The sequence below is a fragment of the Pseudomonas sp. GM50 genome (genome assembly GCF_000282375.1).
In the GTDB taxonomy this organism is placed as follows: domain Bacteria; phylum Pseudomonadota; class Gammaproteobacteria; order Pseudomonadales; family Pseudomonadaceae; genus Aquipseudomonas.
On record NZ_AKJK01000001.1, the window covers coordinates 1 to 16,638 of the forward strand.

The following is a 16,638-nucleotide window of genomic DNA, read 5'->3' on the forward strand; positions in this document are numbered from 1 at the left end:
GGCTCGCCCTGGCCGGGAGCCGATGGCAGCGTGTGTGCAGCCACCGAATAGCTGCGACCAGTGGAGTCGATAAACACTGCAAACTGGTTGGAGCGACCGGGCGCCAAGGCCTTGAAACCATCCCCGGCCTTGTAGGAAAGCCCGGTGGCGTCGATTTCGTGCCCCTTGGCAGAGCGAACCCAGCCTTTTTCCGACAGAACTACGGTCACTTTCTCGTTCGGCAGCAGATCGTGCTCGGTCAAGGCCTTGGCTTCTGCACGCTCGACGATTGGCGAGCGACGGTCGTCGCCATACGTTTCGGCGTCCTTGATCAGCTCGGTGCGTACCAGCTTTTTCAGCTTGGCTTCGCTGCCCAGCAGGGCTTGCAGCTTGGCTTGTTCCTTGAGCAGTTCATCCTGCTCGGCACGCAGCTTCATTTCTTCCAGTCGCGCCAACTGACGCAAACGGGTGTCGAGGATGTAATCGGCCTGGATTTCGCTCAGGGCGAAACGCTCGATCAGTGCGGCTTTCGGGTGTTCCTCGGTGCGGATGATGTGAATCACTTCATCCAGATTGAGGTAAGCGATCAACAAACCGTCCAACAGGTGCAGACGACGCTCAACCTTGTCCAGGCGGAATTGCAGACGACGACGCACAGTCTGCACCCGGAATTCCAGCCACTCGACCAACAGCGCACGCAGGTTTTTCAGCTGCGGCTTGCCGTCCAGACCGATGATGTTGATGTTGACCCGGTAGCTCGACTCCAGCTCGGTGCTGGCGAACAGGTGGGTCATCAATGCATCGTGGTCAAAGTTTTTGCGTGCGCCCGGGATAATCACGATCCGGCACGGGTTTTCGTGGTCGGATTCGTCTCGCAAGTCAGCGATCTGCGGGGCTTTCGACGGTTTGGCCTGCATCATGGCCGCGATCTGTTCCAGCACCTTGGCGCCAGACACCTGGTGCGGCAGCGCGGTGACGATGATGTCGCCGTCTTCGATGTGGTACACGGCGCGCATGCGCACCGAGCCCTTGCCGGTTTCGTAGATTTTCAGCAGGTCGGCGCGCGGCGTGATGATTTCCGCTTCGGTCGGGTAATCCGGGCCCTGGATGTGTTCGCAGAGCTGCTCGACCGTGGCTTTCGGCTCGTCCAGCAAACGCACGCAAGCGGTCGCGACTTCGCGCAGGTTATGCGGCGGTACGTCGGTGGCCATGCCCACGGCGATGCCGGTGGTGCCGTTGAGCAGGATGTTCGGCAAACGGGCCGGCAACACCAAAGGCTCTTCCAGCGTGCCGTCGAAGTTCGGGCCCCAATCCGCAGTGCCCTGGCCCAGTTCGCTGAGCAGCACTTCGGAATAGCGCGACAGCCGCGCTTCGGTGTAACGCATGGCGGCGAAGGACTTCGGATCGTCCGGCGCACCCCAGTTACCCTGGCCGTCGACCAGCGTATAGCGGTAGCTGAATGGCTGGGCCATCAGGACCATGGCTTCATAACACGCCGAGTCGCCGTGCGGGTGGAACTTACCGAGTACGTCACCGACGGTACGCGCCGATTTCTTGTGCTTGGAATCGGCGTCCAGCCCCAACTCGCTCATCGCATAGATGATGCGCCGCTGTACCGGTTTCAGGCCGTCGCCGATATGCGGCAGGGCACGGTCCATGATCACGTACATGGAGTAGTTGAGGTAGGCATTTTCGGTGAAGTCAGCCAGTGACCGGCGTTCTACACCGTCCAGGCTGAGATCAAGGGAGTCGCTCATGCGGGCCTCATCAGTTCGTTGTCTGGCGCAGCAGCATGGTGCCACCGCGCTGGGTAAATTCAAGTTTGTTCAGTGCGCTCATACCGAGCAGCACCTGATTGCCGTGCAAACCGGGCGCCACCAGCGCGCGAACGTCACGCAGCACGATATCGCCCAATTGCAGCCGGTCGAGGCGGGTTCGATAGCCCTCGCTCAAGCCATTGGCCGTGCTCAGGGTCACCCCAAAGCCTTTTTCCAGTTTCAGCCGCTCGGCCATTTCGGCCGGGATCGACACATCGGTCGCACCGGTATCGAGCATGAACTCCACGGGCTGGCCGTTGATCTGGCCGGTAGCAACAAAATGCCCCTGGCTGTTGCCGATCAGCTTCACTTCGATAAAACCTTGGCCCTGCTCAGAGCTGACGACGGTGTTGGGATTCTGTTGACGCTCCTCCCACTGACCGAAGAACCGCGTCGCCAGAAACAGCGCGGCGCACCAGGCCAGCACCATCAACACCCGACCGGCGCGCTTGCCCGGCGGTTGCTGACTCATGGCTTGGCACTCCAGCCGCCTTCAGGCGCGGCAAAGCGCCAGACAATCGGGCGTACCTCGCCATCGGCTCGCGCACCGTTATTGTTGTCGATGCCGATCCAGGCGCCGTCGGCGTCCACGATCAACGCCTCCGCCAGCCCATAGGCCTGTGCATAACGACGGTTTTCCTGCAAGGCCTCGGTGGCAAACGACCAGCAGCGCTCGACCTTGGCTGTCACTGCATCACGGCGGCAAATCTGAAAGACATTGCGCTCAAGGGTAAACAGCTTGCCGTCGAACAATGACAGATCGGCAAAATCCCGGGAGCGCGCGCGGGCCTTGGGAAACTGTGCTGGTTGCATCTCCACTCCGGCTTCACTCAGCAGCACACAACCACCCTCGCAGTCCCAGACCGTTTGCTGGCGCTTGATCAGCAGCAAACCGCGGCGCTCACGTTCGGCGGCCAGCCACAGCGTGTCACCGGCCGGATTGATCGCCAGCCCTTCAAACAATGCATTGAAGTGCAGCAACATACCGCTGGCCCGTGCTTCGCGTACCAGCATCGGCGAGATTTTCAGCCAGGACGCAGGCCCGATTGGCGGAACTTGCAACACCGCGGCGTGCGCTTCGCTGACGATGTAACGATTGCCGGCGCTGTCGCAGGTAATGCCTTCGAAATCCAGGTCCCCGCCCCGCACGAACGACGCCGCCCAGGTCCGCGAACGCAAGCCCCAGGGCAAACCGCTGTCGGGCACCAGGGGTACGTCGATGCGCACGGTTTCGGCTTGCCAGGTGTTGTTGCGGGTGTCGAGGCGATAGATTTGATCATCGTCACGGTCCGAAACAGTCCACAGATCCTTGCCGCACTGGGCCAGCCCCGACAGATTGCCGCCGCGCATGCCGTCGACGGCATGCTCGGATAACAAGCGCAGCTCGGGTGCAGGCTCCGCCGAAACCGTTACCGAGGTCAGCAGCAACGCACACGCCAGGGCCCAGCCAAATCGCATCAGCCCAGAACCTCGGCCAGGTTGCCCTTGGACTCCAGCCAGGACTTGCGATCGCCAGCGCGTTTTTTCGCCAGCAACATGTCCATCATTTCCGAGGTCGCGTCGAAATCTTCCAGCGTCAACTGCACCAGACGCCGCGTGTTCGGGTCCATGGTGGTTTCGCGCAGCTGCGGCGGGTTCATTTCACCCAGACCTTTGAATCGGGTGACCTGTGGTTTGCCGCGTTTCTTCTCGGCCACCAGACGATCGAGAATGCCATCGCGCTCGGCCTCGTCCAGGGCATAGTAAATTTCTTTGCCCAGGTCGATACGGTACAGCGGCGGCATGGCGACGTAGACGTGACCGGCATCCACCAGCGGGCGGAAATGCTGGACAAACAAGGCGCAGAGCAACGTGGCAATGTGCAGACCGTCGGAGTCGGCGTCGGCGAGAATGCAGATCTTGCCGTAACGCAGCTGGGCGATGTCCGCCGAGCCCGGATCGACACCGATGGCCACGGCGATGTTGTGCACTTCCTGGCTGGCCAGCACTTCGCTGCCGTCGACTTCCCAGGTATTCAGAATCTTGCCGCGCAACGGCAGGATCGCCTGAAACTCTTTGTCCCGCGCCTGTTTGGCCGAACCGCCGGCGGAATCACCTTCCACCAGGAACAGCTCGGAACGCATCGGGTCCTGCCCGGCGCAGTCGGCGAGTTTGCCCGGCAGTGCCGGACCTTGGGTAATGCGTTTACGCTCAACCTTCTTGCTGGCCTTCAGACGACGGCCGGCGTTGTTGATCGCCAGTTCCGCCAGCAGCATGCCGGTTTCCGGGTGAGCGTTGAGCCACAGGCTGAAGGCGTCCTTGACCACACCGGAAACGAAAGCAGCCGCTTCACGGGATGACAGGCGCTCCTTGGTCTGGCCGGAGAATTGCGGTTCCTGCATTTTCATCGACAGGACGAACGCGATGCGCTCCCAGACGTCTTCCGGCGCCAGCTTCACACCGCGCGGCAACAGGCTGCGGAACTCGCAGAACTCGCGCATCGCATCGAGCAGGCCCTGACGCAGACCGTTGACGTGCGTACCGCCCTGGGCTGTCGGGATCAGGTTGACGTAGCTTTCCTGAACGCTGTCGCCGCCCTCGGGCAACCACAGCAACGCCCAATCGACCGCTTCTTTGTTACCGGCCAGGCTGCCGCAGAACGGCTCATCCGGCAGGCGTTCGAACTCGCTGACCGCGTCCACGAGGTAGGAGCGCAGGCCGTCTTCGTAATGCCATTCGACTTTCTCGCCGGTGGCCTTGTCTTCAAAACTGACCAACAGCCCCGGGCACAGAACGGCCTTGGCCTTGAGCACGTGCTTGAGGCGGCTGATGGAGAATTTCGGTGAATCGAAATACTTCGGGTCCGGCGCGAAGAACACGCTGGTGCCGGTGTTGCGCTTGCCGACGGTGCCGATCACTTCCAGCTCGGTTTTCTTGTAACCGTCTGCGAAAGTCATCTGGTATTCGTTGCCGTCACGCTTTACGCGCACCCGGACTTCGGTCGACAAGGCGTTGACCACGGAAATACCCACCCCGTGCAGACCGCCGGAGAACTGGTAGTTCTTGTTGGAAAACTTGCCGCCCGCATGAAGCTTGGTGAGGATCAGCTCGACACCCGACACACCTTCTTCCGGGTGAATGTCCACCGGCATGCCACGGCCGTCATCGCTGACTTCCAGGGAGTGATCGGCGTGCAGGATGACCTGCACCGATGTCGCATGCCCGGCCAAGGCTTCGTCGACGCTGTTGTCGATGACTTCCTGGGCGAGGTGGTTCGGCCGACTGGTGTCGGTGTACATGCCGGGGCGTTTGCGCACCGGGTCGAGGCCCGAGAGGACTTCGATGGCGTCTGCGTTATAAGAGCTAGCGCTGGGAGTGGCCATGGGGTCTCGTCGTCCGCCTGTAAAAAGTGTTCTGTGAAAAAAAGTATTCTGTGAACAAGAGGCGACAAATCACAGTGCAGTGAAATCAATCGCCTGATACAAATCTGCGCCGATGCCGGCGAAACTCAGCATTGCCGGCAATTGCTCGGCAAAACCCTGGAAACTATGGTCGCCGCCAGCCTGGATGCGCAAGGCACAGGCCCGGTAATACTGCTGGGCGAGGCGATAATCCAGCGTTTCATCGCCAGTCTGCAACCACACTTGAAACCGCTGCGGATCTTGGGGCGCCGGCACTTCCAGCTCGGCCAGGGCCGTCACGTGGTCGCGGGTCAATTCCCAGGTCTCATCTGTATACAGATTTTTCTGCGTCCCCAGGAACCCGTCGAACATCCGGTGCGGGCTGACGGCAGGATTGATCAGCAGGGCTTTCAAGCCATGGCGCTCGGCCAAGTGAGTCGCATAGTAGCCGCCGAGTGAGCTGCCGACCAGCAGTGGCCGCCCCAGCTCGGCAATCGCCTGCTCCAGCTGAGCAATGGCCTCGCGGGGATGGTGATGCAAGGCCGGCACACGCAATTGGTCGCTCAAGCCCAGCCGGTCCATCACATTAATCAACTGACAGGCCTTTTTCGACGCCGGCGCGCTGTTGAAACCGTGGATATAAAGGATCGAACCAGACATTTGAGCTCCCTGTGCGTCGGGTAAAGAGGCGCAGTTTACAGGGTGTCGGGAAAATCGGGGATATGCGTGGAAATCATGTCGCCTGAGCGAACACCATCGCGGGCAAGCCCGCTCCCACAGGGGTATGCATTCCAATGTGGGAGCGAGCCTGCTCGCGATGGCCGCGCCGCGGTCTTTCTGAGTGTTCAGTAGCCGTTGGAGCCGTAATCAATCTGAAAGTCGAAACCGGTGACGCGCTCAACGCCTGTTTCGAGCTGGCCATCCGGCAACAACCGCAACCATCGATACCCCGGCGCCTGCTCGCTCACCTTGAAATCATCACTGCCCGGCTCGAACTGAATACAGGTCGAGGGCGATGCGATCAGGCGCACACCGTTGCGCACCTGGTCAATTTCCTGATGCACATGCCCCCACAACACCGCACGCACCTGTGGAAAGCGATCCAGCACCGCAAACAATGCCTCTGGATTGCGCAAGCCAATGGGCTCCATCCATGCACACCCGATCGATACCGGATGATGATGGAAACACACCAGATGATGTCGCTGCGGTGCCTCACTCAACGAGCGAGCGAGTAACTGCAATTGCTCATCCTGCAAATACCCCGGCACCGACCCCGGCACCGCAGAATCGAGCAACGTGACCCGCCAGTTGCCGATATCCACCACCGGCTCCAGCAGCGCACTCTGCACCGCCGCCACGGCCATGATCTGCGGCTCGTCATGATTACCGGGAATCCATCGCGCTGGTGCATCGATTTGTCGGGTCAGGTCACGAAACAGGTGATACGACTCCAGCGTCCCGTCCTGAGACAGGTCACCACTGGCAATCATCAGATCGATCTGCGGCTGCTGCTTCAATACCAGCTCAATGACCTGTTGCAGGCTGTCGCGGGTATTCATGCCCAGCAACGTCCCGTCCGCCTCGGCAAACAGATGGCTGTCGGAGAGTTGCACCAGCAACGCCGGATCGGCGGTGGTTAATGTGGATACGCTCGGCAAGGCGTTCTCCCAGGGCGTGATCACGGGATTGATGAATGCCGCAATTATGCTGGGGGACAATCAAAAGAGGAAACCTGTGAACCGGACGCAGTTCACAACTACACAGGGCTCTTAGCGCACAACGGCGTACTCGTGACCGCAAGCCAGGCAATGACTCAGCCATTCCCCCAGGAACAGATTGAGCTGAGCCTTTTCGTCCGGCTGATGCATCGCGGCGTTCGGGTAAGGATAGATGCCCCGGAAGCGTCGTGCATGTTCGGCGCTGACCACTTCGGCCATGCACGCGTCGTGATAGACCTGAACTTCAAGCTGCGGCACCGGCAGCCACGGCAGGCTGTGTTCCTGGCGTACTTGCAGCGTCGTGGTATACGGACAAACCTGAAGCACTTCGAGGGCCAGCACACCCAGCATCTGGTCGCCGTGGGTCACGGCAATGCGCCGCGCCTGCGGCTCGTTACGCATGTCCGGTAGCAGTCGCATCAGGCGCGCGTAGTTGGCCTCGCAGGAGGCTTGCAGCCCCACGAGGTCGATCCGATAGCGATCGCGCAGCTTGTTTACGACCATAACCCCCTCACTTCAACGCGGTTCAAAGCCAGCCATTGCAAGGCGATGATGCTTGCCGCGTTGGCAATACGTCCGTCGCGTACGGCTTGCAGGGCATCTTCGAACGCCCAGACCGTGACACGAATATCTTCTGCCTCTTCCTCCAGCCCATGCAGGCCGCCAACCCCGGTTGTCTCGCAACGCCCCAGGTACAAATGCACAAACTCGTTACTGCCGCCCGGCGATGGAAAATATTTGGTCATCGGCCAGAGCGCCCCGAATACAAGCCCAGCTTCCTCCTGCGCTTCGCGGTGAGCAACTTCTTCCGGTACTTCATCCTTGTCGATCAGACCGGCGACCAGTTCGATCAGCCACGGGTTGTCGGTCTTGCCCATGGCGCCGACGCGAAACTGCTCGATCAGCACCACTTCATCGCGTTGCGGATCGTACGGCAGCACGCACACCGCATCGTGGCGAACAAACACTTCACGATTGATCTCGCGACTCATGCCACCGGCGAACAATTCGTGACGCAAGTGCACGCGGTCAAGCTTGTAGAAGCCTTCGTAGCACTTTTCGCGCCGAACGATCTCAACGGCGGTCGGAAGGGCGTTGGCAAAATCAGTCATGACAATCCTCTTTACTGCAAATCCGTTACGAGGCTCCTTTTTGTTACTTGCAACCTCAACTTCGCGCCATCCTAACGCGCCCGCGATGTTTGATGCAGCCCCTTTCCAGTCAGCGGGATAGACGGTGAGGGTGAAACCAACTCTAATTAGCTTAGTGGCGAACTGACTGCTTCGTTGAGAGTCGAAGCGGGTAACTTTTCGCCTTCCCCTGTTTCGTAAAGGACGCCCATGTCGCTTTTCAAGATTGCCTCCGTGGCCGCCATCGCCCTGACCCTGGGTGCGTGCCAGAGTCTGTTCCAGCCCAATTACCGGGCGCCGCTGGAAACCACCCGCGACGCATCGGAACAGTTGAAACCAGGCTGCACGACCCCTGACTGCCCATTGGTGAACATCGATACGCTGCGTTTCCCGGATGAGCCTGCGCTTGACGGCATCATCGAAAAACGCCTGCTGCAAATGACCCGTACCTCACCCGACGCCCCGGTAGCGCCGACGCTGGCGGCGTATCGCGATCAGTTTTTGAGCAGTGCCGGCCCGCGCTACAGCAGCTACCTGCAAGCCAAGGTACGTGAGCAGCATGACGGCTTGGTGATCGTTGAATTGTCCAGCTACCTGGACACCGGCGGTGCCCATGGGACGCCGGGCCGCGGTTTCATCAACTATTCACGTCAACAGCATAAAGTGCTGACCCTGTCGGATATGTTGATTCCGGGGCAGGAAGAAGCGTTCTGGAAAGCCGCCCAAGTGGCGCACAACAGCTGGCTGATCAGCACCAAACTCGATCAGGAGCCGGAGTTCGTGAAGAGCTGGCCCTTCGTGAAAACCCAGAATGTGGCGCTGACCTACGGCGGGGTGATCCTCAAGTACGAAGTGAGCACGCTTGCGCCTTACGCACTGGGCCACGTCGAACTGAAGATCCCCTACCCGCGCCTGAACGGCATTCTCAAGCCTGAGCTGTTTCCCGGCCGTAGCTGAAGGCTCGACCGAGCAGCAGTTGCAGCAGCCCTGCCAGTACCAGCGACGGCAGGGTTGCGCCGATGTCCGGATACAGATTGGCCAGCAAATGATAGGTGCTCACCCCACCTAACCAAGCGAGCAAGGCCGGCCAGCGCAATGCGGCTGACGCCACCTTGCCACTGCGCTTGCGCAGGATGAAGTGATCCACCAGCACCACGCCGAACAGCGGCGCAAACACCGAACCGATCAACAGCAGAAAGTTCTGGTACTGGGCCAACGGCGCCAGGCAGGCAATCAGCGTGCAGATGACGCCGATGGCCAAGGCCAGATGCTCGACTTTCAAGCGCAACAGAATCCCGCTGGACACCGCCGCCGAGTGAATATCGGCAAAGGCATTTTCCGATTCGTCCAGCAGAATCAGCAGCAATGGAATCCCCAAACCTGCACCGGCCAACGCCAGCAGCAAGGCATTCACTTCACCGCTCGGCGCGAACGCCAGGGTGTAGGCCACACCCAGGCTCATCAGCCAGAAGTTGCCGATAAAGAAGCCCAGCGCCGTACCGCCGAAGACATTCTTCGCACGCTTGCCGAACCGCGAATAATCGGCAATCAGTGGCAGCCAGGACAGCGGCATGGCGATCGCAATGTCGAAGCCCACGGCAAACGGCATCGAACCATCACCGGCCTGCGCCCACAACGCCGCAAGGTCGGCTTTGGCGAACAGGTTCCAGGTCAGCCAGATGCACGCGGCCAGCAGCAGCCAGATGCCCCACTTGCGCAGGATCTTGCGCACGAAGGTCAGTGGCCCGCTGACGGCCAGCAAAGTCGCCAAACCACCGAAGAAAACTGTCCAAAGCAGCGGATTCGACAGCAGGCTACCTTCGCTGAATGCGCGGGCGCCGAGCAGGCTGGCAGCGTCGCGCATCACGATGATTTCGAACGAACCCCAACCGATCAGTTGCAACAGGTTCAACACCGCCGGAAGGCTCGCGCCATGACGGCCCAGGCTGAGTTTGAGTGCCGCCATCGACGACAGGCCGGTGTCGCTGCCGATCACACCGACAGCGGCCAGCAACAGAACGCCGACCAGCGTGCCGAGAAAAATCGCCAGCAACGAGCCGGACAGGCCCAGACCCGGCGCGAGCAAAGCGCCGGTCTGCAATACCATCAGGCCGATGCCAAGGGAGAACCACAGGGAAAACAGATCGCGGCCGCCGAACACACGTTTGTCGATCGGCACCGCGGTATCCGGGGAGTAAGTGCTGGGTTGAATGCTCAAGGGTGTTATCTCAGAGGGACATTTGTTGTTGTGTTGATCAGCCCGATCCCTTGTGGCGAGGGGGCTTGCCCCCGTTGGGCTGCGCAGCAGCCCCAAAACAGACAACCGAGTTCTATCTGTCAGAACTCTTCGCCGGATTTACGACCGCTTCGCGGCCGAACGGGGGCAAGCCCCCTCGCCACAGGGTTATCAGTACGGGATCAAACCTTCTTGTACAACTGACTACCTTCCTGCTTGAACCGCTCGGCCTGATCCGCCAATCCCTGGGCAACTTCGGCATCGACGGTTTCGATCCGCTGGTTGGCCGCGTATTCACGGACTTCCTGAGTGATCTTCATCGAGCAGAATTTCGGCCCGCACATGGAGCAGAAGTGCGCGACCTTGGCCGAATCCTTCGGCAGGGTTTCGTCGTGGTACGAACGCGCGGTATCCGGGTCCAGGCCCAGGTTGAACTGGTCTTCCCAACGGAACTCGAAACGCGCCTTGCTCAAGGCATTGTCGCGAATCTGCGCGCCCGGATGCCCCTTCGCAAGGTCGGCGGCGTGAGCGGCGATCTTGTAGGTGATGATCCCGGTCTTCACGTCATCCTTGTTCGGCAGGCCCAAGTGTTCCTTCGGTGTCACGTAGCAAAGCATCGCGCAACCGAACCAGCCGATCATCGCCGCACCGATACCCGAAGTGATGTGGTCGTAGCCTGGGGCGATGTCGGTGGTCAGCGGGCCGAGGGTGTAGAACGGCGCCTCGTCGCAGCATTCCAGCTGCTTGTCCATGTTCTCTTTGATCAACTGCATCGGCACGTGGCCCGGGCCTTCGATCATGCACTGCACGTCGTGCTTCCAGGCGATCTTGGTCAGCTCGCCGAGGGTTTCCAGCTCACCGAATTGTGCCGCGTCGTTGGCGTCGGCAATCGAGCCCGGACGCAGGCCATCGCCCAGCGAGAAGCTGACGTCGTAGGCCTTCATGATTTCGCAGATGTCTTCGAAATGGGTGTAGAGGAAGTTTTCCTTGTGGTGCGCCAGACACCACTTGGCCATGATCGAACCGCCACGGGAAACGATGCCGGTCACGCGTTTGGCGGTCAGCGGCACATAGCGCAGCAATACGCCGGCGTGGATGGTGAAATAGTCGACGCCCTGCTCGGCCTGTTCGATCAGCGTGTCGCGGAACAGCTCCCAAGTCAGGTCTTCAGCGGCGCCGCCGACTTTTTCCAGGGCCTGGTAGATCGGCACGGTACCGATCGGCACCGGCGAGTTACGGATGATCCACTCGCGGGTTTCGTGAATGTGCTTGCCAGTGGACAAGTCCATGACCGTGTCCGAACCCCAGCGAATGCCCCAGGTCAGTTTCGCCACTTCTTCTTCGATGGACGAACCCAAGGCGCTGTTGCCGATATTGCCGTTGATCTTCACCAGGAAGTTACGGCCGATGATCATCGGTTCCAGTTCGGTGTGGTTGATGTTGGCCGGAATGATCGCGCGACCACGGGCGATCTCTTCACGAACGAATTCCGGAGTAATGATTTTCGGCACGCTGGCGCCGAAGCTGTGACCGGCGTGTTGCTGGTCCAGCAAGCCTGCGGCACGGGCCACTTCCAGCTTCATGTTTTCGCGGATGGCGACGTATTCCATCTCGGCGGTGATGATGCCTTTACGGGCGTAGTGCATCTGGCTGACGTTGGCCCCGGCCTTGGCCCGGCGCGGATTGTTGACGTGGGCGAAACGCAGTTTGGTCAATTCCGCATCGGCCAGGCGTTCCTGGCCAAAGTTGGAGCTCAAACCCGGCAGACGCTCGGTGTCGCCACGGGACTCGATCCACGGTGAACGCACATCGGCCAGGCCTTTGCGCACGTCGATGATGACGTTGGGGTCGGTGTACGGGCCCGAGGTGTCATACACCACCACCGGCGCGTTGATTTCACCGCCGAAGTCGGTCGGGGTCACGTCCAGGCTGATTTCGCGCATCGGCACGAGGATGTCGGGGCGAGTGCCCTGGACATAGATTTTTTGCGAGCGGGTAAACGGCTGAACCGATTGCTGATCGACCTTGGCCGAGTCACTCAGGTTGGTTGCGATTTTTGATTTTGTAGTCATCACGGGCTCTCCAGACACACATCCAGGCAGTGGATTTTTGTCGGAGCGAACCTGTAAACGAATGGACGCACGGGCGCTGGGGAAACCAGCAGTGCTGTGCTCAGTGCTCGAGGGGTGTTCGATTGTCGAACAACATCCCGGACGAAGCACAAGAGGACTCGCCGGGTGACGAGAAATCTTGTTCCCTACGCAGGCGCTAACCTGATCAGGTTCAACGGGATCCGAAATTATTCGATCTCAGCCTCATAGCAAGGCACCCCGACAAGAACCCGGCCAGTCTAGACACAACCGGCAAAGAACGCCAACACCGTAGCAAACACCGTGATGAATGGCGCAATTGCAGGATTGTTGCCGTGCCTGCGTGCAACTACACTCGCTACGCCCTGCCGCGCCTTGACGCTGCAGGGCGCCGCGCCGTAGCCTTGGCGCTCAAATTATCAGTGTAATTTTTAGGGATGGCCTAATGCTGCGCAAACTCTCACTGGCCCTTGCCGTGTCTTGTGCGTCCAATGGAATGGCCTGGGCAGCAGAAGCGCCCTTATCGACCAGGACTGACCTGGTCAGCGTCTACCAGGAAGCAGTGGACAACAACGCCGACCTCGCCGCCGCCCGCGCCCAATATGGCGCCCAGAAGGAAGTCGTACCCCAGGCTCGCGCCGGCCTGTTACCCAACCTGTCTGCCGGTGCTGACCTGAACAACACCCGCACCTCGCTCGACCAGCCATCGGTGACCTCGACCCGCAGCGGCACGGTGTATCAGGCGACCCTGGCGCAACCGATTTTCCGCGCCGATCGCTGGTTCCAGTTGCAGGCCGCCAAGGACGTCAACGAACAGGCAGCCTTGCAACTCTCGGCCACCGAACAGAACCTGATTCTGCAAAGTGCCGAAAGCTACTTCAACGTGCTGCGCAGCCAGGACACCCTGGCCTCGACCAAGGCCGAAGAAGCAGCGTTCAAGCGTCAGCTCGACCAGTCCAAAGAGCGCTTCGATGTCGGCCTGTCGGACAAGACCGACGTGTTGCAATCCCAAGCCAGTTACGACACGGCACGAGCCAACCGGATTCTCGCCCAGCGCCAGGTAGATGACGCGTTCGAAGCGCTGATCACCCTGACCAACCGCCAGTACAACTCCATTCAGGGCATCGTCCACACCTTGCCAATCCTGCCGCCGGCACCGAACGATGCCAAAGCCTGGGTCGACACCGCCGCCAAGCAGAACCTGAATTTGCTGGCCAGCAACTACGCGGTGAGCGCCGCCGAGGAAACCCTCAAGCAGCGCAAGGCCGGGCATGCGCCAACCCTGGATGCGGTCGCTCAATACAAGAAAGGTGACAACGACGCCCTCGGCTTTGAAAACCCGAGCGCAACCGGCGTGCGTTACGGCGGCGATGTCGAGCAGCGCACTGTCGGCCTGCAGTTGAGCATCCCGCTCTACAGCGGTGGGCTCACCAGCTCCCAGGTGCGTGAGTCCTATTCGCGGCTGACTCAGTCCGAGCAGCAACGCGAAGCCCTGCGTCGTCAGGTCGTGGAAAACACCCGCAATCTGCACCGCGCCGTGAACACCGACGTCGAGCAGGTGCAGGCCCGCCGGCAGTCGATCATCTCCAACCAGAGCGCGGTGGAAGCGACCGAAATCGGTTATCAGGTAGGGACGCGCAACATCGTCGATGTACTTGATGCCCAGCGTCAGCTGTACACGTCGGTGCGCAACTACAACAACACCCGCTACGATTACATCCTCGACAACCTGCGCTTGAAACAGGCTGCCGGCACCTTGAACCCTGGGGATTTGCAGGACCTGACGCGCTATCTCAAAGCCGACTACAACCCGGACAAGGACTTCCTGCCGCCGGATCTGGCCAAGGCTGCGGCGGAGCAGTTACGGGCTAATCCCGCTCAATAAAAGCAAACCGGTGGTGAAGGGGCGGCCTGTGGCGAGGGGGCTTGCCCCCGCTGGGGCGCGAAGCGGCCCTGAAAATACCAAAACCACCCAGGTGTGTCAGGCAAACCAGGTTTGCCGGTTTTACGACTGCTTCGCAGCCGAACGGGGGCAAGCCCCCTCGCCACAGCAAGCCCCCTCACCACAATCGGTCAGTGACAAATTAAGGACTTGTCGATCAACCTGCCCAACCCATCCAGCAACCGCTGCAACGCGCCCTGATTGGTGCGCATCACTTTCAGCCCCGCCTCTGCCATCCGCTGCGCATCGCTCGGCAATTCGAACAACCGCTGCACCGCCAGCGCCAGACCTTCGGCATCATCGACCTCGGCCAACGCCCCGGCGCTGCGCAGCTGCGCGGCGATTTCGAGGAAGTTGAACAGGTGCGGCCCGCTGAGCACCGGTTTGGCCAGGGCTGCTGGTTCCAGCAGATTATGGCCGCCGTTGGGCACCAGGCTGCCACCGACGAACGCGCTGTCGGCCAACGCATAGAGAAACAGCAACTCGCCCATGGTGTCGCCCAACAGCACCGAAGTGCCTGCGGTAACCGGCTCGCCCGCCGAACGCCGCACCGTGGCGAAACCCTGCTGCCGGCACAACTCGAACACTGGGTTGAAACGCTCCGGATGACGTGGCACCAGAATCAGCAGCGCATCAGGATGATTGGCCAACAGCCGACGATGGGCGGCCAGCACCACTTCGTCTTCACCTTCATGGGTACTCGCGGCGATCCACACCGGGCGCTCCTGTGCCTGCCACTGCGCACGCAATTCGGCGGCACGTTGCAGCAGTTGCGGGTCGATGGTCAGGTCGAACTTGATCGAACCGGTCACTTCGACGGTTTCCGGGCGCGCGCCCAAATCCCGGAAACGCTGTGCCTCGGCTTCGGTCTGCACCGCGAACAGGCTCATCTCGGCGAGCATCGGCGCGGTCAGTTTATGGAAGCGGCCATAGCCTTTGGCCGAACGCTCGGACAGTCGCGCATTGGCCAACGCCACGGGAATCCCGCGCTTGGCACATTGGTGAATATGGTTGGGCCAGAGCTCGGTTTCCATGATTACCGCCAGTTTCGGCCGGGCCCGATCAAGGAATCGCTTGGCTGCGCAAGGCAAGTCGTAAGGCAGATAGCAGTGCTGAATGCGCGGCTCGTTGGCGAACAGCGCCTGGATCCGCTCGGACCCGGTCGGGGTCATGCAGGTGACGGTGATCGGCAGCGTCGGATACTGTTGCAACAAGGCACGAATCATCGGCGCGGCGGCGATGCTTTCGCCCACCGACACCGCGTGCACCCAGAGGCCGTCCGGTTTCATCGCCGGCAGCGCGAGGGAGAAACGCTCGCCAATGCGCTTGGCATACGCCGGCGCCTTACGCGCCCGCAGCCAAAGCCGAATCGCTACCAATGGCAGCCCCAGGTAAAACAGCGCGGTGTAGAGAGTTCTATTCATGGCGGCGGAGTTTATCGGTTTTTTAGCCGATCGCCTGCAAGTGCACGGCAAAACGTTCCGCCAGCCAACGGGCCGCCGGGCCGAGGGGCTCGTCGCGGCGCCAGACCAGTTCCACGATCAATGCCGGCGGCGTCCATTCGCTGGCCAGTTCGACCATCTGATTCTGATACGCCGGGTACTGCACCACATGTCGGGGCAACCAGGCCCAGCCAAGGCCGCGCATCACCCATTCGGCCATCACGTAGAAACTGTCGGCGCGCCAGACCTGCGGGCTGGCAGGCTCGCTGCCGGGATAGACGCTGGATTGCGTGGACATCAGCAACTGTCGATGCTGCGCCATTTGCTGGCAATCGACGTGCGCCTGCTTCGCCATGGGATGCCCGACGCCGCACACCGTGACCATTTCGACGCTACCCAGCACCCGCCGCTCGAGGGCTTCGGGAATTTGCTCATGATAAAACAGCAAGCCCAGATCAGCCCGGCGTTCCACCAATTTGCGCGCGACATCACCCTGGGCGGCGCTGGTCAGCTGCACTTCGAGGCTGGGAAACTGTTCGGCCAGGGCCTCGAAGCTTTCAACCACCGCTTGATAGGGCATTGCCTCATCCTGAGCCACACGCAGGCTCGCTTCCTGGCCGCGCATCATCGCCAGTGCCCGGCCATTGAGGCGCTCGCATTGGCGCAGCACTTCCCGCGCCTCCTCAAGCAGGGCGGTGCCGGCTTCGGTGAGTTTCGGCTGACGACCACTGCTGCGATCGAACAGGCTGACACCCAAGTCTTCTTCCAACAGCGCAATCGAACTGCTGACCGCCGACTGTGCCTTGCGCTGATCCCGCGCCACCGCGGAAAACGAACGCTGTTCCGCGACGCTGACAAACAAGCGCAGCTGTTCCAGATTCCATTGCATGTTCATGGCTCA

Annotated in this window: 14 protein-coding genes and 1 riboswitch; of the genes, 2 read left to right on the plus strand and 12 right to left on the minus strand. The window is 60.8% G+C overall.

Annotated features, from left to right (window positions below):
• The 8 genes from parC to PMI30_RS29295 all read right to left on the minus strand — a co-directional run.
• Positions 1-1,736: DNA topoisomerase IV subunit A (gene parC / locus PMI30_RS29330; protein WP_008004846.1), on the minus strand; the 1,736-nt coding region annotated here is incomplete at its 3' end.
• A 10-nt stretch (positions 1,737-1,746) separates the two neighbouring features.
• A complete protein-coding gene (locus PMI30_RS29325; protein ID WP_007902598.1) occupies positions 1,747-2,268 on the minus strand; it encodes a retropepsin-like aspartic protease family protein in 522 nt (173 codons plus the stop codon).
• Positions 2,265-3,254 (minus strand): esterase-like activity of phytase family protein, encoded by a 990-nt coding sequence (locus PMI30_RS29320; protein ID WP_008004848.1) that lies wholly within the window; start codon positions 3,252-3,254, stop codon positions 2,265-2,267. Before PMI30_RS29320 ends, PMI30_RS29325 begins: the two co-directional genes overlap by 4 nt.
• Complete coding sequence (parE, locus tag PMI30_RS29315) at positions 3,254-5,158, minus strand: DNA topoisomerase IV subunit B (protein ID WP_007902595.1); 1,905 nt, start codon at positions 5,156-5,158, stop codon at positions 3,254-3,256. The genes PMI30_RS29320 and parE overlap by 1 nt, the downstream gene beginning before the upstream one ends.
• 69 nt (positions 5,159-5,227) lie before the next feature.
• Positions 5,228-5,836: a YqiA/YcfP family alpha/beta fold hydrolase gene (locus PMI30_RS29310; protein WP_008004850.1), complete on the minus strand. Its 609-nt coding sequence runs from the start codon at positions 5,834-5,836 to the stop codon at positions 5,228-5,230.
• Between the two features lie 185 nt (positions 5,837-6,021).
• Positions 6,022-6,837, minus strand: a complete 816-nt coding sequence (gene cpdA, locus PMI30_RS29305; protein ID WP_008004852.1) for a 3',5'-cyclic-AMP phosphodiesterase — start codon at positions 6,835-6,837, stop codon at positions 6,022-6,024.
• 111 nt (positions 6,838-6,948) lie between these two features.
• Positions 6,949-7,401: a DUF1249 domain-containing protein gene (locus tag PMI30_RS29300; RefSeq protein WP_008004854.1), complete on the minus strand. Its 453-nt coding sequence runs from the start codon at positions 7,399-7,401 to the stop codon at positions 6,949-6,951.
• Positions 7,392-8,009 carry an NUDIX domain-containing protein gene (locus PMI30_RS29295; RefSeq protein ID WP_008004855.1) on the minus strand — a complete coding sequence of 206 codons (618 nt, stop codon included), beginning with the start codon at positions 8,007-8,009 and terminating at the stop codon, positions 7,392-7,394. Before PMI30_RS29295 ends, PMI30_RS29300 begins: the two co-directional genes overlap by 10 nt.
• 228 nt (positions 8,010-8,237) lie before the next feature.
• On the opposite strand from PMI30_RS29295, the gene PMI30_RS29290 reads away from it, so the two are divergent.
• On the plus strand, positions 8,238-8,984 hold the full coding sequence (locus tag PMI30_RS29290; RefSeq protein ID WP_008004857.1) for an RsiV family protein: 747 nt from the start codon (positions 8,238-8,240) through the stop codon (positions 8,982-8,984).
• On the opposite strand, the gene cytX is transcribed toward PMI30_RS29290, so the two are convergent.
• Both cytX and thiC read right to left on the minus strand, forming a co-directional pair.
• Positions 8,953-10,245: a putative hydroxymethylpyrimidine transporter CytX gene (gene cytX / locus PMI30_RS29285; protein WP_008004859.1), complete on the minus strand. Its 1,293-nt coding sequence runs from the start codon at positions 10,243-10,245 to the stop codon at positions 8,953-8,955. The two genes, PMI30_RS29290 and cytX, sit on opposite strands and share 32 nt — an antisense overlap.
• 200 nt (positions 10,246-10,445) lie before the next feature.
• Positions 10,446-12,335 (minus strand): phosphomethylpyrimidine synthase ThiC, encoded by a 1,890-nt coding sequence (gene thiC / locus PMI30_RS29280; RefSeq protein ID WP_007902586.1) that lies wholly within the window; start codon positions 12,333-12,335, stop codon positions 10,446-10,448.
• Positions 12,336-12,500: 165 nt separating this feature from the next.
• A riboswitch (TPP riboswitch) is annotated at positions 12,501-12,606 on the minus strand.
• Between the two features lie 192 nt (positions 12,607-12,798).
• Here thiC and PMI30_RS29275 point away from each other — a divergent pair.
• Positions 12,799-14,238 carry a TolC family outer membrane protein gene (locus PMI30_RS29275; RefSeq protein ID WP_008004862.1) on the plus strand — a complete coding sequence of 480 codons (1,440 nt, stop codon included), beginning with the start codon at positions 12,799-12,801 and terminating at the stop codon, positions 14,236-14,238.
• Between the two features lie 188 nt (positions 14,239-14,426).
• Here the strand turns inward: PMI30_RS29275 and waaA are convergent, their stop codons facing one another.
• Entirely contained in the window at positions 14,427-15,719 is a 1,293-nt protein-coding gene (gene waaA, locus PMI30_RS29270; protein ID WP_008004863.1) for a lipid IV(A) 3-deoxy-D-manno-octulosonic acid transferase, read from the minus strand.
• A 22-nt stretch (positions 15,720-15,741) separates the two neighbouring features.
• On the minus strand, positions 15,742-16,632 hold the full coding sequence (locus PMI30_RS29265) for a LysR family transcriptional regulator (protein ID WP_032834641.1): 891 nt from the start codon (positions 16,630-16,632) through the stop codon (positions 15,742-15,744).
• Positions 16,633-16,638 lie beyond the last annotated feature (6 nt).

Excerpts from the sequence above, each read along its gene's own strand:
- waaA (WP_008004863.1), bottom strand. The coding sequence starts at position 15,719 with ATGAATAGAACTCTCTACACCGCGCTGTTTTACCTGGGGCTGCCATTG.
- PMI30_RS29290 (WP_008004857.1), top strand. The coding sequence starts at position 8,238 with ATGTCGCTTTTCAAGATTGCCTCCGTGGCCGCCATCGCCCTGACCCTG.
- PMI30_RS29265 (WP_032834641.1), bottom strand. The coding sequence starts at position 16,632 with ATGAACATGCAATGGAATCTGGAACAGCTGCGCTTGTTTGTCAGCGTC.
- thiC (WP_007902586.1), bottom strand. The coding sequence starts at position 12,335 with ATGACTACAAAATCAAAAATCGCAACCAACCTGAGTGACTCGGCCAAG.
- parE (WP_007902595.1), bottom strand. The coding sequence starts at position 5,158 with ATGGCCACTCCCAGCGCTAGCTCTTATAACGCAGACGCCATCGAAGTC.
- PMI30_RS29325 (WP_007902598.1), bottom strand. The coding sequence starts at position 2,268 with ATGAGTCAGCAACCGCCGGGCAAGCGCGCCGGTCGGGTGTTGATGGTG.
- PMI30_RS29275 (WP_008004862.1), top strand. The coding sequence starts at position 12,799 with ATGCTGCGCAAACTCTCACTGGCCCTTGCCGTGTCTTGTGCGTCCAAT.
- PMI30_RS29295 (WP_008004855.1), bottom strand. The coding sequence starts at position 8,009 with ATGACTGATTTTGCCAACGCCCTTCCGACCGCCGTTGAGATCGTTCGG.
- PMI30_RS29320 (WP_008004848.1), bottom strand. The coding sequence starts at position 3,254 with ATGCGATTTGGCTGGGCCCTGGCGTGTGCGTTGCTGCTGACCTCGGTA.
- PMI30_RS29300 (WP_008004854.1), bottom strand. The coding sequence starts at position 7,401 with ATGGTCGTAAACAAGCTGCGCGATCGCTATCGGATCGACCTCGTGGGG.
- PMI30_RS29310 (WP_008004850.1), bottom strand. The coding sequence starts at position 5,836 with ATGTCTGGTTCGATCCTTTATATCCACGGTTTCAACAGCGCGCCGGCG.